Origin of the sequence: Biformimicrobium ophioploci, from assembly GCF_030270605.1 — a bacterium.
In the GTDB taxonomy this organism is placed as follows: domain Bacteria; phylum Pseudomonadota; class Gammaproteobacteria; order Pseudomonadales; family Cellvibrionaceae; genus Biformimicrobium; species Biformimicrobium ophioploci.
Genome location: NZ_BSYJ01000001.1, coordinates 670462 through 687620 on the forward strand (window position 1 = coordinate 670462; position 17159 = coordinate 687620).

At 49.8% G+C, this 17159-nt stretch carries 14 protein-coding genes and 1 tRNA gene; 10 read left to right on the forward strand and 5 right to left on the reverse strand.

The genetic code is table 11. The features are described 5' to 3' along the window. The first annotated feature begins 16 nt into the window (after positions 1-16). From QSJ80_RS02905 to QSJ80_RS02930, 6 genes are all read left to right on the forward strand, one after another. On the forward strand, positions 17-298 hold the full coding sequence (locus QSJ80_RS02905) for an oxidative damage protection protein (RefSeq protein WP_285762765.1): 282 nt from the start codon (positions 17-19) through the stop codon (positions 296-298). Positions 299-436: 138 nt separating this feature from the next. After that, positions 437-512 (forward strand) — tRNA-Phe (locus QSJ80_RS02910). Positions 513-1650: 1138 nt separating this feature from the next. Continuing rightward, a complete protein-coding gene (locus tag QSJ80_RS02915; RefSeq protein WP_285762766.1) occupies positions 1651-3123 on the forward strand; it encodes an ATP-binding protein in 1473 nt (490 codons plus the stop codon). 1 nt (position 3124) lies between these two features. Next, positions 3125-5839: a Z1 domain-containing protein gene (locus QSJ80_RS02920; RefSeq protein WP_285762767.1), complete on the forward strand. Its 2715-nt coding sequence runs from the start codon at positions 3125-3127 to the stop codon at positions 5837-5839. Then, the gene (locus QSJ80_RS02925) at positions 5836-6798 is read left to right on the forward strand and encodes a PD-(D/E)XK motif protein (RefSeq protein ID WP_285762768.1); all 963 of its coding nucleotides are present in this window, start codon (positions 5836-5838) and stop codon (positions 6796-6798) included. Before QSJ80_RS02920 ends, QSJ80_RS02925 begins: the two co-directional genes overlap by 4 nt. Further along, positions 6791-8833: an AIPR family protein gene (locus tag QSJ80_RS02930; RefSeq protein ID WP_285762769.1), complete on the forward strand. Its 2043-nt coding sequence runs from the start codon at positions 6791-6793 to the stop codon at positions 8831-8833. The genes QSJ80_RS02925 and QSJ80_RS02930 overlap by 8 nt, the downstream gene beginning before the upstream one ends. Here the strand turns inward: QSJ80_RS02930 and QSJ80_RS02935 are convergent. Beyond that, the gene (locus QSJ80_RS02935) at positions 8825-10438 is read right to left on the reverse strand and encodes a DNA cytosine methyltransferase (protein ID WP_285762770.1); all 1614 of its coding nucleotides are present in this window, start codon (positions 10436-10438) and stop codon (positions 8825-8827) included. The two genes, QSJ80_RS02930 and QSJ80_RS02935, sit on opposite strands and share 9 nt — an antisense overlap. Before the next feature lie 82 nt (positions 10439-10520). On the opposite strand from QSJ80_RS02935, the gene QSJ80_RS02940 reads away from it, so the two are divergent. Then, positions 10521-10973 (forward strand): very short patch repair endonuclease, encoded by a 453-nt coding sequence (locus tag QSJ80_RS02940; RefSeq protein ID WP_285762771.1) that lies wholly within the window; start codon positions 10521-10523, stop codon positions 10971-10973. Between the two features lie 441 nt (positions 10974-11414). Here QSJ80_RS02940 and QSJ80_RS02945 read toward each other — a convergent pair whose 3' ends face one another. From QSJ80_RS02945 to QSJ80_RS02955, 3 genes are read right to left on the reverse strand one after another with little or no spacing between them, the layout of a single operon-like run. Next, on the reverse strand, positions 11415-11864 hold the full coding sequence (locus QSJ80_RS02945) for a hypothetical protein (RefSeq protein WP_285762772.1): 450 nt from the start codon (positions 11862-11864) through the stop codon (positions 11415-11417). Further along, positions 11851-12543, reverse strand: a complete 693-nt coding sequence (locus QSJ80_RS02950) for a response regulator (protein ID WP_285762773.1) — start codon at positions 12541-12543, stop codon at positions 11851-11853. The genes QSJ80_RS02945 and QSJ80_RS02950 overlap by 14 nt, the downstream gene beginning before the upstream one ends. After that, positions 12543-13799 carry a sensor histidine kinase gene (locus tag QSJ80_RS02955; protein WP_285762774.1) on the reverse strand — a complete coding sequence of 419 codons (1257 nt, stop codon included), beginning with the start codon at positions 13797-13799 and terminating at the stop codon, positions 12543-12545. The genes QSJ80_RS02950 and QSJ80_RS02955 overlap by 1 nt, the downstream gene beginning before the upstream one ends. A 196-nt stretch (positions 13800-13995) precedes the next feature. On the opposite strand from QSJ80_RS02955, the gene QSJ80_RS02960 reads away from it, so the two are divergent. Further along, on the forward strand, positions 13996-14835 hold the full coding sequence (locus QSJ80_RS02960; protein ID WP_285762775.1) for a DUF2306 domain-containing protein: 840 nt from the start codon (positions 13996-13998) through the stop codon (positions 14833-14835). A 58-nt stretch (positions 14836-14893) separates the two neighbouring features. Then, positions 14894-15484 (forward strand): FMN-binding negative transcriptional regulator, encoded by a 591-nt coding sequence (locus QSJ80_RS02965; protein ID WP_285762776.1) that lies wholly within the window; start codon positions 14894-14896, stop codon positions 15482-15484. Positions 15485-15538: 54 nt separating this feature from the next. Here QSJ80_RS02965 and QSJ80_RS02970 read toward each other — a convergent pair whose 3' ends face one another. After that, positions 15539-15973 (reverse strand): phosphate-starvation-inducible PsiE family protein, encoded by a 435-nt coding sequence (locus QSJ80_RS02970; RefSeq protein ID WP_285762777.1) that lies wholly within the window; start codon positions 15971-15973, stop codon positions 15539-15541. Between the two features lie 238 nt (positions 15974-16211). Between QSJ80_RS02970 and QSJ80_RS02975 the strand changes: the two genes are divergently transcribed. Next, positions 16212-17156 (forward strand): M14 family metallopeptidase, encoded by a 945-nt coding sequence (locus QSJ80_RS02975; RefSeq protein ID WP_285762778.1) that lies wholly within the window; start codon positions 16212-16214, stop codon positions 17154-17156. The last annotated feature ends 3 nt before the right edge of the window (positions 17157-17159 follow it).

The window sequence follows — 17159 nt, forward strand, 5'->3', positions numbered from 1 at the left end:
AAGAAAGGAGAGTCGAATGGCCCGTATGGTGCACTGCCGCAAATACCAGAAGGAAATGGAAGGCCTGGAGTCCCCGCCGTTTCCGGGGCCGCGCGGGCTGGATATCTTCGACAACGTCTCCAAACAGGCCTGGCAGGAGTGGCTGGCCCACCAGACCATGCTGGTGAACGAAAAGCGCCTCAACATGATGGAGCCCTCCACCCGGGTCTACCTGACCGAGCAGATGGGCAAGTTCCTGAACGGTGAGGAATACGACGCAGCGGACGGCTACGTGCCACCCAGCGAGGGCGACAAGTAACGCATTCCGCGCCGATGCGGGGCACTGAGAACGCCCCGGTCAGCATCAAAAAAACTTTGTGCAATCAAGGGCTTGACTCCCTCCCGGGGAGCGGGTTTAATACGCGCCTCCTGACGGTGCAAGCCCGACGGAAACAGTGCCCGGATAGCTCAGTTGGTAGAGCAGCGGATTGAAAATCCGCGTGTCGGTGGTTCGACTCCGCCTCCGGGCACCATAAAACAAAGCCTCACCCTAGCGGGTGGGGCTTTTTTTATTTCTGCCATTTGAGGTTGGACGAGAACCACCGATTGGTTCGACCAAACGCGCCAGCGTTTGGATACGAGCGCGTTAGCGCGAAGCCCGAAGGGGCAGAACAGCCCATAGGCTGTTCTGATTACTCCGCCTCCAGACATCGTAGAAAATAAAATCTCGATCTTCGGATCGGGCTTTTTTTATGCTCGCTCACCGCCACATGTGTCGGTGACCTGCGCGGCCCAAGTCTACACCGACCTTCGGGCATCATCTTCAAGCCCGTATGGTTACTGGCTTCGCGGGATAATTTTTTGCCCTTTCTCAGTTATACCCCTTTCCAAACTATCTCTATACCATAAGTGGTAGGGCGCGCGGTTCTACTACCCGTATACGCTATAACGCAATGGGGGTAAGAATTAACGTATGTTGAAACCGCTGGATAATGCGTCTGACTTCATCTGCGCTGTAGGCAACTGAACAGTTAGGAAGCTGCGGGCTGGGGAGAAGGCGACTGCACCTAGGTTGACCTCCTTGAAGCGTTTATAAAGATAATCCAGGTTGTTGATAACGCCTCTCTGTGCCCTTATGGAGTAATGCCGAACGCTAGAAGGTTAGCTAGGGAAGCGCTCAACATTAGCCGCTCCAAGTTCTTGAGATGCTTTTTCATATGGAAGTAAGTGAAGCGCCGAACCAAATCAATTTGGGTCTTTTTGATTGGGTAGGTGAGCCCTGTCGACCGAAAATGGAGGCGCAATCGACTGAGAATCCGCCCACCAATAAACCTGAAGGCATCCCTTCCATAAAAGTGCAATACCCCGCGGCCCCACGGGAACAATAAGCTCTCATTACTGCCTCTATGCAACATTAAAAAGTGATTTTCGTCACAAAATAGTCGTGATAGTCTTCGGAGAAGACATTTAAATTTGAAATACCGGTAGCTTTAGATATCCCCGGGTCTCAGGAGTTAGTAGTGAATTCAAATTACTCAATGTTACAAACTGATGCGAAATATCAATTTTATCCAAGCCTTATGTTTAGCGGTCTTATTCAATTTTCGAGGCGGAGTAAATTTTTAATCAATCGCCATCCCTGAGAATAACTATAAGGAAACAGAAGTAGCCATGGAACCATTAGCCCTCCCACCTGTAGCAGGGCCATTTGTAGAAAGCTTAAGAAGCATCGGCTATTCGTTAGAGTCAGCCGTAGCAGATGTCATCGACAATTCAATTTCCGCGAATGCGAAAGTTATTGAGGTGGATACACGTTGGGCAAGCGGAAATCCGTATCTGATGATTTCTGACAATGGACATGGGATGGATGAAAGTGGGTTGCAGTCTGCTATGCAACTTGGATCAATTGGACCGTCAACACGTAGAAACAAAACAGATCTTGGCCGCTTTGGCATGGGACTAAAAACGGCATCTTTCTCTCAGTGCAAGAAACTCACTGTAATAAGCCGCATGAAAACCAATACCCCATGGAAGGGGATATGCTGGGATCTAGATTTCGTGGAGAAGAAAAATGAATGGCTAGCGCAGAAGCTATCTGAAGGAGAAGTTAAAAGAAAGCTAGAAGCCCTTAATTTTTCATTCGAGCAAGGCACCGCCGTAATCTGGAATCGCTTTGACAAAATAATTGATCTAACCGCTCCACATGCAGAAAAAGACTATGAAAGAAGTATTAGAAGCCTAAAGGAACATCTTGCACTTACATATCATCGGTTCCTAAAGGGCGAAAATTCACATGGTAAAATATCACTTAGAGTGAATGGCCGAGAAGTTGATGCCAAGGATCCTTTTGCGCTCTATCCTCCAGACAAGTGTTCCAGCTCAACTCTTTTAACGAATGAAATAATTCGCTTAGGTGAGAAAAATATACTTGTAAAGGCATATCAAATTCCTCATCCGAGTCAAATGCCACACGATTTCCAGCAAAGAGTTTCTCCTGGGGGAAACCATCATCTAGGGCAGGGAATTTATATCTACAGAGCAGGAAGGCTAATATCTGCGGGAGGATGGATGAGATTAGCGAAAGCATCTGAAGCCAACAAGTTGGCAAGAATCCATGTGGAGTTTGAAAATGATGCTGATGACATCTGGAAAATAGATGTTAAGAAATCTCGAGTTGAGCTCCCATCCTCTCTGCGAGAGCAACTGAGGAGAGTCGTGTCCGCATGCTCGCTAAAATCTTCAAGAACATTCACAAGGCGAGCTAAAATGAAATCAACTGATAAAAGTCCTGTATGGGACAGATATTTCGATAGGGAACGAGAGCGGGTTCTGTACAAGCTAAACACAAAACACCCGGCACTTTCCACAGTTTTCGCAGAGATGCCTGAAAGGTACTCCAAAACACTGATTAACCTCCTTGAGCAAACCCTGCCGTTAGAGCTTATAAAAAATGATATATCTGCTACCAATATAGAGGTCGGTCAAGCCAATTCTGACCTACAAAAAAATGTTGCTGAATTGGCGAATCAGTTCCACCTGTCAGGATTTAGCAAAGATATTGTTCGTGAAAGCATCCTCGGCGATGGCAATATCGCCATCAATGCAAAAACTCTAGAAGAAATATTAAATAACATTTGGGGATAGCATGCTTGACCAATCTGTAATAATAAAAATGTGCGCCAATCAACTCGAAACAGATGCATTGGAAAGCTCAGATTCGATTACTGTCAAGTGGCTTTCAGAAAAGTTAGGTCTTTATTCATCACAGTTGAGCCTAACTCAGGACCAACTCGAATCTGTTGAAAAAATATTTAGACAAAAAATTGAGGTCCTTGTAGATGTTCGAGACACTTCAATACTTGATACAGATGAAGAACAAGTTCACTGGCTAACGGATGAACGAATAAAATTAAATAACAAGTATTATTGGACGCGGTTCGCAAGGAATTTCAAAGCCAAAAATATCCCGAAAAATATTTTTGATAGGACAAATAAAGATACAGATAAAATATTGACTAGGATTGGCGATCCGGAGTCAGATAAGGGTTTTAAATGTCGAGGAATGGTAATAGGCGATGTTCAATCAGGAAAGACCAACAATTATTCTGCTTTGATCAATAAAGCCGCGGATTATGGTTACAAACTGATCATTGTTCTCACCGGAACTGTAGAAGATTTAAGACAGCAAACACAAGAGCGCCTCGATAATGACTTTGTCGGCAGTGTGTCCATAGCCGGCAAAAAGGGGAAAGATAGAGAGACAAAAATTATTGGCGTGGGAAAAGCGGACAATTCACGACTGCCTTTTTGCCTTACCGACAAAGATGACGACATTAAGAAAGACCCGAGACATAGAATCTCTACGATTAGTGAACCGATTCTTGTCGTTACTAAAAAAAATAAGCATCCTCTAACGCGTCTCAATACCTGGTTAAGCTCTACTCTAAATGCAAAGAATGGCCTTGTTGAAGAGCCTGTACTGATTATTGACGATGAAGCCGATAACGCTTCCGTAAACACTGGCAATGAAGATGAGGATCCGAAAACAATTAACCGCCTGATTCGGCAGATACTCGGATCTTGCAAAAGGTCAAGCTATGTTGCTTACACAGCAACGCCTTTTGCGAATATTTTTATCCATCCAGATTCAGAGGCTGACACTCTAGATCAGGATGATCTATTTCCTAAAGACTTCATTGTCGCACTTGAACCACCAAATAACTACTGTGGAGCAAGGTTTTTCTTTAGGACTGAGTATTCAGAAAGCATCTGTCAGATTATCGCCGATGCTGATTCACACCTGCCAATATCGCATAAAGCGGGGATATCAATTGTATCCATACCGGAATCTCTAAAAGAAGCAATAGGAGCATTTCTTCTAGCCGCTGCCACGAAAGATATTCGAAGACGCAAAGGAGTCATTAATGGGACGCATGATTCCATGCTGATCAACATGTCTCGATTGACAACTGTGCAGTCAGACATAGCCCCTTTCGTCGAAGAGGCAATGGAAAGCTATTGGGATGCGATAGAAGCCGTTGGAGTAACGCCTGGATCATGGAAGAATTCGTCAACTGCCAAACTATTGAGAGACATTTGGGTAAAGCACTATCAAGGCGTTGCGGAAGAAAGTTGGGAAGATGTCTGGGTATCATTATCAAAAATGGAAAAGCCATCGATCGTTACGGTCCACAGCAAGTCTCCTGATAACCTCGAGTATGAATCCGATGGCCCCAAGAAGATCATCGCTATTGGGGGCCTAAAACTATCCAGAGGCTTAACCCTTGAAGGGTTGGTCGTAAGCTACTTCTATCGAAGGTCTGTTATGTACGACAGTCTTATGCAAATGGGGCGGTGGTATGGGTATAGGGATAACTATCAAGATTTACTTAAGCTCTGGCTGACAGATGAATCTTGGGACTGGTATTCCCATATATCAGAAGCATCCGATGATTTACGTGAGCAAGCAGCGGAGATGATGAAGCGAAAAATGACGCCGAGGCAGTTTGGCTTGAGAGTCAAATCGTCACCCGATGCTCTCATGGTAACCGCAGCCAACAAGATGCGAACTGCCAAAGCAGTAAATGCCAGGGTCAGATTTGACGACCGACTTTTGGAAACTGATTGCGTTGATAGCAGAGATGAAATAATCGCCAAAAATCTAAATGAGTTTAACTCCTTTATGGAGAGCATCAAGAATAAGGCTAATGAAAGACTTGATCACCCAGAGCACTACAGTGCACATATCAAGCTCACAGGAATACAATTTGAAGATGTGATTCCATGCCTTAGAAACCTGGTTAATCATCCGAGCTGCGGACCGTGGGCTGAAAATCACTTGTTCCTGCAATACCTGTTGGAACGTTCTGTTGACGAGTTAGCAGTGTGGGATGTTTTTGTATGGCAACCCAAAAACGATCGTGGTGGAAATTGGCAATCTCCGACAAATCCAGAAGCAATCTACAAAAGGAACAAGCGCTCAGTGGTGGTTGGATCACCAAGAAATCCAGATAACAAGCATGAGCTGAGGCTGAATAGAAAGCAGCATATTGTTGATAACCGCTCCGTGGAAGGGCTCGGGCTTACGAATCAAGAATTCAGCGAGCTTATCGGTGACAAAAAACCTAAAGATATATCTGGCACTCAGTACAGAAATTGTAGGGAAAAAAACAGAAATCGACCATCGTTGATTTTTCACCTGATAAAAGCCGAATTTCCGGATGGTAAAGAGAAAACCGTTCTTGGCTGGGCAATATCTATCCCTCCCTCATCTCATGATCAACCTGACATAAGCTATCAAGTCACTGTCGATTGGTACAATAAATTTGTTGCCAGCATTTCAAATGAGGATGAGTCATGATTGGTATGGAAACGCCTTGGGATGCTCTATCTCGAACCAGTGGAATGCTAAACACAAAAGCGGCAAAAGGAGATTCATCCGGGCGTTGGTTTTGGGTTAGGCTTTCAAGCAGCAGCTTTGGTATCGCTTATCGCATGCCAAAATCAAACCCTTCTGTTGAAAGCTACTTCAAAGCAACCTCTGAAATCCAATTCCTAAGCGTTCCAGAATCTAATGGTCGAGAGTATCTATGCATTTTGATACGCAGCTCTGAACTGGCAACTATTTTTCACCATCTTTGTGTAGACCTGATGGTTGCGTGCGACGGCTTTTCTGACAGTGATGATATCCTGCGCCTTATCAGTAACAGAGTTAAGTCTTGGCAAAGACTATTTCGACGTGGAACAAGAAAGCTCAACAGAAATCAGATAGTCGGCCTTATGGCTGAATTAAAATTTTTATGTGATTTTTGGCTTGCAGACCTTGAAAGAAAAATAGATGGCTGGGTCGGTCCCTTGGGCTACCCCCAAGATTTTCTCGATGAGAAAACGAATTTTTCTGTTGAAGTTAAAGCGTTTAGCCCAGATAGACAAAATGTACAAATATCATCACTAGAGCAGCTCGACTTTGAAGGAAATCTTTTTTTAGCTGCCTACCCGGTAAGCCTGTCTCAAGAAGATGGCGCACTTTCTCTAAATGAGTTCGTCGAGCGCTGTAGAGCGTTAATTCCAAAGGAGCTAGCGTCTGCATTTGATGGCCGGCTAATCGAGGCAGGATACATTGAGGATCCTTTTTACGATGAAGAGGCGTTTCTAATCGATGAAGCAAAATTATTCGAAATTCGCGACGACTTTCCCTGCCTAAGGAGTTCGACTATAGATCTGGCTATCCCAAAAGCACGTTACGAGCTCTCTCTCAACTGCCTTGTATCATTTCGAGTAACAAAGGAAAAAATTCTACAGGAGGTATGCCGTGGATGAGAAAGCCATCATTGACGATTACTATAGCGACTTACTTGAACACATAAAGGCAAGCTCCGACGTCGAAGGGCAGCTTATAGAGCACGAATATCTGGAATACATCCTGGCCTTACTGTCCGACTCCGGAGAATTCGACGACTATAGCATCGTCGAGGATGGACGTGATGGCGCTGAAAGATGGCTCGTGGATGGTTATTCCTACGACGAGAATAATTATACGCTAACGCTATTTGCAACTTTATTTTCCACCGACCCCGCCCCCGATAAGCTTACCCGACGCGAAGTCGAGTTGGCAGTTCGAAAACTTTTTTCATTCCTTGAGATAACCTTATCGAATGATATCTCGTCAGTTCTCGAGCCAACCAGTACCTGCTACCAAGCGGCGGAATTTATACAGAAATATTGGGGGAATGTATCAAAAGTTAATTTAATGGTTATTTCGAATCGCCAGTCGATTGACTTTCGAAAAGGAATCGAGTCCAAAGATTTTGGATCTCGTCCATGCTCGGTGCACATCTGGGATCTCAACAGAATCTACAAGCTTGAAGCTTCCCGAACTGAGCGCGAGGAGATGGATATTGACCTAAAAGCGTCTCCCATTCCCTGTCTTCCGGCGAACCTTTCCGGAGAAGAGTTCCAATCACTTTTGGCTGTAATTCCTGCGGCAACTCTTGTCGAGCTTTATGGAAAGTGGGGAAGCAGGCTTTTAGAGCAGAATGTTCGAAGTTTTTTGCAAAATCGGGGAAAAGTTAATAAAGGTATCAGATCTACAATTATCGAAAATCCAGGAAATTTTTTCCCTTATAACAATGGCATTACCGCGACCGCGGAGGCTGTCGAAATTGATGTTATTGATGGCCAAAACTGCATTACCGGATTTAAGAATTTACAGATTGTGAATGGGGGGCAAACTACTGCATCCATATATAGTGCCTATTTTAAGGATAAAGCGGATATCTCCAACGTTTTTGTGCAAATGAAGTTGACCGTTCTTTCCAGCATTGAAGATAGCGACCTAATTTCAAAGATTGCACGATACGCAAATTCTCAGAACAAAGTATCGGATGCCGACTTATTTTCCAACCATCCTTACCATGTAAGAATAGAGGGCTTTTCGAGAAGGATCTGGGTTCCTATAAAAGCGGATCAAAATTCTCAAACGCATTGGTTTTACGAGAGAGCTAGAGGGCAATATTTAGATGCTCAAGCTTATATGTCGAAAGCCGAACGACGAAAGTTTCAAAAGTTGCACCCTCGCAATCAATTGCTGACTAAGACTGATGTCGCCAAGATAATGAATTCTTGGGATATGCTGCCTCATGAGGTAAGCAAGGGAGCGCAAAAAAACTTTGCAAAATTTGCCGGCTCAGTCGATAAGGACTGGATGAAAGATGATCTTTATTTCAACGAACACTATTTTCGGAAGTTGGTAACTAGAGCTTTTATTTTCCGTAAGCTGGAAAAAGACGTTTTGAAGGCTTCTTGGTATTTAGGCTATCGAGCAAATATTGTTACTTACGCGATAGCTAGGCTGGCATTGGCGATTCAGGATCGTGGAAAAGATATCGATTACGATGTTTTGTGGCGAGCCCCGCAAGTTCCAGAGGCTTTCGTCGAAATACTGATGACACTTGCAGAATCCATTAATGAGAAACTGCACGACGAGAATCGCCCCATTGGCAATATCAGTGAATACGCAAAGAGGCAGACTTTTTGGGAAGCTATTAAAAATATTGCCTGCGATATAGAAACTCTAAAGTATTGCCTCGTTGATCGGAGTGATGCAAGAAGGCTTGAGGCGAACTCTAAATCTATTCAGAAAGAAGACAATTCAATCCGCGCTCAGGAATTGGCTCTAAACACTAGTAAGGAAATATGGGCGAAAATTGAATCATATCTGCTTGAGGAAGATGCCGCGACTCCATCTCTGATGGGAATTCTCAAGACAGCAAAGAACCCAGCGAAATTCCCATCGGAAAAACAATCTCAGGTGCTTGTTAAGCTACTTGCAAGGTTCGAAGATCGACTAGCGTAATATCTTATAAACAACATCTGCAAGCTGTCTCGCCAAGTATGGCGGGACGGCATTTCCTACTTGGACATATTGTTCAGTTCTGTTTCCAACGAAGTGATAGTTGTCCGGGAACGTTTGTATTCTTGCGGCCTCTCGGACAGTGAGGCTTCGGCACTGAAGCGGGTCATAGTGTATAAAATAGTGGCCATCTTTAGATATATGGCTTGTCACAGTTGTACCAGGCCGGTCTTTTATTTGAACTCTAAACCTATCAGCAAACTTACCGCTACCGAAATTTTGGTGATTAGGCCAGAGTTCCTTTGGTAGTGTTTTTGAGTTTGGAGATTCGCCCAAATGTCTTGCATGGGTCGAATAATACATATACCGATGCAAGTCAGCACGGATATGCCCTCGCGACTCATGATTAGTAACATAGGCACCCAATCTCTCATCTTGGTACCAAGCTGCCAATTCATCAGGTAAATTTTCGCAAAGTTTACTTCGTTTTAGTCCCTTTTCAGCTCCAAAATTCAAATTGGATTGACTGATACTCTCCAAGTTTAAATAAAAATTTTCAATTACTTCCTGATTTAGGCTTCTATTTTTTCTCAATGAATTAATTTTCTTTTTGGAAAAACCAGCCACGGCATCTCTCCAGTTCTCCAAGCTATCTTTGCCTTTCGATAGCTTACTTCTGAGCCTAGGAAGGTCTGATATTACTGATCTAACATCCACATGCGGCGAGCTTTCATCTAGTGGCTTCAAAAATGACAATTCAGATGCGATGTCTTCTCTTATTCCCAGCAGGATTACCCTATGCCGCGCTTGGGGAATGCCGTATCTTTCTGCATTGATTACAAAATCTCGCGGCAGCAAGGAGTCATGACTAATGGGTTCTTGCTCCATGTCGAACAGATCCCCAGCGCCTGCCTCAGGAACAAACGAAAATATTTTATATCGATGTTCTTTCTTTTTGCCATCTGGGGTAGTTGATACCGCTCTGCATGGATTTTTTAGGTCGCTCATTATTGTTGGGAAAATAGGAGCATTACCCACCTTCGCAGATAGCATGCCTTTCACATTTTCCATTACAAATATCAACGGTTGAAATTTGGCGATAATCTTCAAATATTCTTTATAAAGAAAGTTACGGTGATCATCTTGCGCAGAGTATTTTTTATCCTTGGCACCATAGTTCCTCGATCGTCCAACGAGTGAGTATGCTTGGCACGGCGGGCCGCCGATCAAAATGCAGTCGTGCCCTTTCAGCGACTCTCGGATTTTGGAATACACCGTTCTTGCCGAGGTTTCGCCGAGAGTGAGTTGTTGTGCCTCATTCCTAGCAGCCTCAACAGCATCTTGAAGTGACGGGACTTTGTATAGCTCGTCCTCTGGATTCTTACCTAGCTCACCTCGCATAAAGGCATAGTACTCTTCTGGTGCTTTACTTGGCCCGAACTGCCTGAAAAGTGACCTCAGAGTTAGCGTCCGGTGTGCACTAGCCTCTTTCTCAATAGAGATAGCAATTTTGAATGGATTCTTTTTACCTGACCGGTACGCAGAAAATCCTTCACCGAGCCCTCCAGGGCCAGCGAACAAATCAATTACTTTTATAGGACTGCTCATATTTCGCGCTATCTTTCATAGTAGATTGTAAGAATACCAAGTTTCTATCGCTGGGCCAGGCCCAAATTGAGGTTCACCCTAAATGACCGACACTGTGAGTAAAGGAAAGCGCTCAGAGATGATGGCTGGTATAGGCAGAAAAGATACCAAACCAGAACTTATGATTCGAAAAGCGTTGCATTCACTTGGGTTCCGATATCGGCTACATTGCGGCAAGCTGCCCGGAAAACCTGACTTAGTATTTCCTAGGTATAGAGCAATAATTCTTGTTAATGGCTGCTTTTGGCACGGGCATCACTGCCACCTATTTCGGTTGCCGAAAACAAACACTCAGTTCTGGAAGGAGAAAATTGCGGCCAATTGTGCACGAGATAGAAAGAATCAAGAGATGTATGCAATGCGCGACTGGCGGGTTTTGATAATTTGGGAATGCTCGCTCAAAGGAAAAACGAAGCTTCCCTTCGATGAGGTTATTGACCGCGCTGTCGAATGGTTACTGAGCGACATAGCCCTCGCGGAAATATCGACTTGCTAGTTTTGTGTCGTTGATTTTCTTCGTATGATCAATTGTCCACCCGCTCAGCTCGGCTTCACATTCTTTTCTTTAAGTCGCAATCGGACCGAGCAACAATATTCCTCAACGCCCGGCTACAAGATTGTCAGGGAAAAGCACCATATTTAGTTAGTCGAATTTTCCATCATTTTCCGAGTATTCAGAGGTATAAACTAGTTGCGGATTGCCATGCTTCCCTTTCATTGTGAAGTGGGAAAGTACTTCAAAAAGAAGGAAGAGCTCACGTACAGTGAGGGAGCTAGAAGGGGGCAGTTTAAAAGCTGGGTCGGTTTTTTGCCGGTAGCGAAGGAGGAAGAAGCTATAGCTTTTCAAAAGTATTTAGTGTCGAAAAATCTGAGATAGCTACCCAATAGGATATTTTACAGTTCCCGCCAGCGCGTCTAAAGTGGCGCCACAGGGACACTATTTTATGTTAGCGCCGGTTGGCTCTTCATCCGCCGGCCACACCAGCCCCGCCCGTATCCCTGCCAAGAAAATCACATAGGACATTTCCAGCGCCAGGAAGACCCCAATCGGATGGCCCGGAACACCGCGTATCATAAGGTAGATCAAATAAGCCGTGGCGAGCAGGTTGCCTGCCAGGGTGAGATTAAGCGCGTAGCGCCGCGCTTGCCATAGTGGTTTACAGAGCAGGAGGTTCAGCGCGGCGGTGCCGGCGAGCATCGCGCCGGGCAGTATCAGCAGTACGCGCCGTAGAGAATCTGTGTCCTCGTCAGTGAGCTGCGCCCACACCGCAACAAAATGCCCGCGCGCGCCGAGGATAAGCAGCAAGCCGAGGAGCACGGCGCCGACGGCGGCCAGGTTATACAGTGCGTTGCGCTGTGGATTCTGTAGCCAGCTAGAAACCGACATCGCGCTCCCCCACGGCGGCGAGGCCGCATTCGTAGGCAAATACTACCGCCTGGGCACGATCGCGCAGCCCCAGTTTGGACAGCAGGCTGGAAACATGGGTCTTGACTGTGGCCGGGCCAATAAACAGCGCTTCGGCGATCTCGGCATTGCTCTTGCCGGCGGCTATGGCCTCCAGCACTTCGCGCTCGCGTGTGGTTAAACGCTCCAGGCGTTCGGCCAGGTTGCGCCCGGTTCCCATCTTTTGTGCGAACTGGCTGATCAGGCGTTGGGTGATGCCGGGCGCGAGCATGGCGCCGCCATCGGCAACCGTGCGCACCGCCTCCACCAGCGCTTCCGGCGGGATATCCTTGAGTACGAAGCCGCTGGCGCCCGCCTGCAGAGCCCGAAATACATATTCGTCGGGATCGAAGGTGGTGAGGATAATGACCCGGCAGGGAGTGCCGTCTGCTCCCCCGCTTTCCGCCGTTTGCAGTATGCGCGCGGTGGCTTCCAGTCCGTCCATTTCCGGCATGCGGATATCCATCAGGATGATGTCCGGTTGATGTTCGCGCGCGGCCTCGATGGCCTCGATGCCGGTGCCGGCTTCCGCCACTACTTCAATGTCGGGCTCGTTGTTCAGCACCAGCGCAAAACCGCGTCGCACCAGCGCCTGGTCATCTACCACCATCACTCGCAACATTATATTCTTCCATCAGTTGTGGGCAGCTGTGCATACACTTCAAAGCCACCGTCATCGCGTGTCCCGGCACGCAGGTGGCCGCCGAGCAGTTCAGCGCGTTCACGCATGCCTGCAATGCCATGGCCGCCGGGTTGCGCAGCACCAGTCTTTTCTTCTACTGATGCAACACGGGCGGACTGTTTACCGGAAACCCGTCCATCATCGCGCACGCATATTTCAAGATAACCGGGCTCTGCGCTTACGCGTACCTGCACGCTCGCATCGGCACCGACGTGTTTGATGACGTTGGTCAGTGACTCCTGCACGATCCGGTAGGCGGCCAGGCCGACCCGGGTTGGCACCTGCCCGAATTCGCCGTGGCTAGCAAAATCGACCTTGGGCAGCACCTGCCGGACCTGCTCGATCAGCGCGGGCAGGTCATTGAGATCCGGTTGCGGGGTCAGTGCGGCCGTATCGCTGGCGGGGCGCAGTACGCCGAGCAGGTGGCGCATCTCCGTCATGGCTTGGCGGCCCGCGGCCTCCACTGCCTCCATGGCCTCGCTGGCGGCCTCCGGGTTGTTGCGGCTGATCGCCCTGGCGGCGCCAGCTTGCACTGTCATCAGGCTCACCTGGTGCGCCACCACGTCGTGCATCTCGCGTGCGATGCGGGTGCGCTCTGCGGCCACGGCCCTTTCCGCCTCGGCATTGCGCTCGCGCTCCAGATATTCCGTTCTCTCTTCCAGCAGGCGCAGATACTCACCGCGAAAGCGCAGGCGGCGGCCGATATACCACAGGGCCCAGGTCAGCATGATCACCACGGTACCCGCGGCCGTGGGCTGCAGCAGGACGCGCTGATCAAACACGGCAAAAACCAGTGCCGCCAGCACCCCGATAAAGCTGGCGCGGGTATTGGCCTCGTAGCGGCCAAGGCTATATAGCGATACTGCCAGGGCCACGATGCCATTCGCCGGCAAACCCAGCTCCAGCATCAGGGTGGCGCCGAGCACCACCGCGTGTACCTGCCAGGGGTGGCTGCGGCGCCAGAGCAGGGCAAAACAGCCAATAAAGGCGCACTGGAACGCGGCCACATCCCACAGGCTTTGCAGGGCCAGTACCTCGCGCGCATCCCTGCCTGACCACATCAGCAGCGTCAGCAAAAACATCAGGATGGCGATGAGCAGGTCGGTGAGGTGCGGCCAGCGCTCGAACGGTCCGCGGAACGGCAGCCAGCCCGGCAGCCCGGGCACCTGAGATGTATTGGGGGGCGGGGATTTCATGTAGGCATGCTAAACCAGCCCCGCGCAGCTGTCATGAGACTTGCGGCGGAGGCAGCAGCGGCACATCTCCACCTTTTGGGGGAGGCCAGATTCAGGCTTGTGGCGGATGTGCCGCAGGCGGAAAAGGCGGACCATGCCCGGCAGATACATTGAGTCTCAGCCCACGGGAAAAAAGCCCGCTGAAAAGGGAAACACCATGAATGACGCCGTAATTTACCAGACGCTCCCCCAAAAACAGTCCCGCCCGATCGACACGCGCCGGGCCGTCGACCTTTCCGTAAAGACCTGGTTCAGCATCGCGGCGCTCGGCCATGCCATCTTCTTTTTCTACATACTGGCCGTGTTCTACCCGCCCATTGCCGAGTCCGGGTTTTACGGCCTCAAGGGCATGCACCTGCCCGCTGGTTTTCGCGAGGGCGATACGCTGGGCAACCTGGCCGCGGTGAGCCATGTGCTGCTGGCCGCAATTGTGATTGGCGGCGGACCCCTGCAGCTGATCCCTGTCGTGCGCCAGCGCGCACCGCGCTTCCACCGCATACTGGGCCGCAGCTACCTGCTGGCGGCTGTGATCAGCAGTATTGGCGGGCTCTATATGACCTGGACCCGGCACAGCATTGGTAACCTGGTGTCCCAAATCACCATCACCATCGACGGCGTACTGATTCTGGTATTTGCCTTCCTGGCTGTGCGCACCGCGATGGGCCGCCGCCTCGGCGAGCACCGGCGCTGGGCCCTGCGCCTGTTTATGGCTGGCAGTGCGGTGTGGTTCTTCCGCGTGGCATTGATGGGTTGGGCGATGCTCACCGGTGGCGTGGGTATTGATTGGGAAAGCTTTACCGGCCCGTTCCTGTATGCGCTGGGTTTTGGCCAGTACCTGCTGCCGCTGCTCATGCTGGAGTGGTATTTCCACTGTCAGAAGCGCGAGACCGGTAGCGGTGCGCAGCTGGCGTTCATCGGCACCTTGTTGCCGCTCACTGTCTTCATGGCGATTGGCATCTTTGCTGCGACCATGGGCATGTGGCTGCCGCGGATGTAAGCTTGGTTTCTCTGCGCTGGCAGATACGCGAACAGACTCAATAGGGAACGAACAATCTGTGTATATCCCCGGAAATTTCCACATCAAAGACGAAGCCGAAATCTTCGACTTCATCCAAAGCAACGCTTTTGGCCAGCTCTTCTCCAATGTAAACGGCAGATTGTTTTCCACGCACTTGCCGGTGCTCCTGTCAGAGGACAGGAAGTACCTGATTGGGCACCTGGCCAGGGCGAACCCGCAACACCTGCAGCTCGATGGCCAGGAAGTGCTTGTCACCCTGACGGGACCGCACGGATACATTTCGCCAAGCTGGTATGAAAACCCCGGTGTGCCTACCTGGAATTACCAAGCGGTGCATATCTATGCGCGCGCCCGGGTGTTTGATGATCGGGAAAAATTAATGGGAGTGGTGGAGGCACTCACCCGGAATTATGAGCGGGACCAGGCCGAGCCGTGGAGGCCCGCTTATAACGAGGTAATGCTCAAGGCCATTATCGGTATCGAGCTGGAGATTGAAGAGATCCAGTGCAAGTTCAAGCTCGGCCAGAACCGGGTGCAAGAGGATATCGCCGGTGCGGTAAAAAACCTCAGAGCCACCGGCGCGGTAGAGCTGGCGGCGGCGATGGAGAAGCACGCCTTGGGAGAATAGCTATATAGTCTTTGAATGGCTGGATACCCCGAGCCCGCTACACAGCGCCTGCCCCTAGCTCAGGTTTTGTGCTTTCTTTATGGCGAAATAGCTTCCGCCCAGTGCGAGCAAAATCATGCTAAGGCCAATCACGGCGACAGGATCATATTCAGATAGATCCAGCAGTATCACCTTTCTGGACATCGCGATAACCGCGATCAGTATCACCACCTCGGCGTGAATGATATTTTCCCGGAAGTAAACCTCGATGGCTTCGATCAGCTCGAAGCCAATGATCACCATGAATGCGAACCCGAAAATACGCAGCAGTTCGCCACTGTCCAGAAAGATGGAATTGTCCGGATTGTTGGTGAGGTCACGGTAGAGAATGATCGTCAATTCAATGATCGACGCTGCCACCACTATCACCAGAATCAGCAGGACAATGAACACCATCCAGCGCTTGATGACGCGCATGCCCTCTAATGCGGTATCGAGTTTCTTTCCCATCGGCTTCCTGCTTCTGCAAATAACGGGGCAGTAATATGGCGCCAGATCGGCCCTGGCTGTTTGGTTTCCGTTGCCCGATACAAGATAGTAGTTGACGGCAGAGGGTGGTTTTTGCCTGCACAGAGGGCAGAGCGGCAGGGCAATGCCTGCTAGGGGCTGCACGTCAGGATGCAGCGCAGTAGCTCCTTTCGCATGTAGAATGGCCGCCAGCATCGGTAATTACAGGAGAGTACGCAAAATGGCCAAGGCGCCCGCAGAACCCTATCCAATCGGTACCCCGGGTACGCCCTGGGGCGACGCAGAACGCGCTGAGTGGCTGTCGCGGCAGATTCATCATCGCAGTTACGAGCAGGAGGTGCTGAGCGTGATCGAACGTCTGAGGCCGCGCTTCGATGTGGAGGAGTACGGGCGGCTGGCCTATGACCAGATTGAGAGTGACGCTGGCAGCTACCCGCTGATGGCGATCCGCAACCGGGATTGGCGCGAAGCGCTTCCGGTCGTGCTGGTCACGGGTGGCGTGCATGGTTACGAGACCAGCGGTGTGCATGGCGCGCTGCAGTTTGTGGACCAGCACGCAGAGAAATATGCGAGTCGCGTCAATCTGCTGGTGGCCCCCTGTGTCAGCCCCTGGGCCTACGAATGCATCAACCGCTGGAACCCAAACGCGATAGACCCCAACCGCTCTTTCTATGCAGACAGCCCGGCAGAGGAGTCAGCTGCACTCATGCGGCTGGTGGCGCCGGTTCGCGATCGCGCACTGCTGCATATCGACCTGCACGAGACCACCGATACCGACGAAACCGAGTTCCGCCCGGCGCTGGCTGCCCGAGATGGCAAGCCGTTTACACCCGGCGGCATCCCGGATGGCTTCTATCTGGTGGATGACAGCGAAAGCCCGCAGCCGGCATTCCAGCAGGCGGTGATTGAGGCGGTGGAGCGGGTCACCCATATTGCGCCGGCGGATGAGAATGGCGAGATCATTGGCTCACCGGTGGTCGCGCGAGGCGTCATCCAGTACCCGCTCAAAAAGCTTGGCCTGTGCGCCGGCATCACCAGTGCGCCGTACAAGACCACCACGGAGGTCTACCCCGACAGTGCGAGGGCCACGTCGGAACAGTGCAACGCCGCGCAGGTTGCCGCGGTGTGTGCGGCCATCGACTACGCTCTGGCAAACCGTAAGTGAGGA

Excerpts from the sequence above, each read along its gene's own strand:
- QSJ80_RS02955 (WP_285762774.1), bottom strand. The coding sequence starts at position 13,799 with ATGAAATCCCCGCCCCCCAATACATCTCAGGTGCCCGGGCTGCCGGGC.
- QSJ80_RS02915 (WP_285762766.1), top strand. The coding sequence starts at position 1,651 with ATGGAACCATTAGCCCTCCCACCTGTAGCAGGGCCATTTGTAGAAAGC.
- QSJ80_RS02905 (WP_285762765.1), top strand. The coding sequence starts at position 17 with ATGGCCCGTATGGTGCACTGCCGCAAATACCAGAAGGAAATGGAAGGC.
- QSJ80_RS02920 (WP_285762767.1), top strand. The coding sequence starts at position 3,125 with ATGCTTGACCAATCTGTAATAATAAAAATGTGCGCCAATCAACTCGAA.
- QSJ80_RS02970 (WP_285762777.1), bottom strand. The coding sequence starts at position 15,973 with ATGGGAAAGAAACTCGATACCGCATTAGAGGGCATGCGCGTCATCAAG.
- QSJ80_RS02975 (WP_285762778.1), top strand. The coding sequence starts at position 16,212 with ATGGCCAAGGCGCCCGCAGAACCCTATCCAATCGGTACCCCGGGTACG.
- QSJ80_RS02960 (WP_285762775.1), top strand. The coding sequence starts at position 13,996 with ATGAATGACGCCGTAATTTACCAGACGCTCCCCCAAAAACAGTCCCGC.
- QSJ80_RS02940 (WP_285762771.1), top strand. The coding sequence starts at position 10,521 with ATGACCGACACTGTGAGTAAAGGAAAGCGCTCAGAGATGATGGCTGGT.
- QSJ80_RS02935 (WP_285762770.1), bottom strand. The coding sequence starts at position 10,438 with ATGAGCAGTCCTATAAAAGTAATTGATTTGTTCGCTGGCCCTGGAGGG.
- QSJ80_RS02945 (WP_285762772.1), bottom strand. The coding sequence starts at position 11,864 with ATGTCGGTTTCTAGCTGGCTACAGAATCCACAGCGCAACGCACTGTAT.
- QSJ80_RS02950 (WP_285762773.1), bottom strand. The coding sequence starts at position 12,543 with ATGTTGCGAGTGATGGTGGTAGATGACCAGGCGCTGGTGCGACGCGGT.
- QSJ80_RS02925 (WP_285762768.1), top strand. The coding sequence starts at position 5,836 with ATGATTGGTATGGAAACGCCTTGGGATGCTCTATCTCGAACCAGTGGA.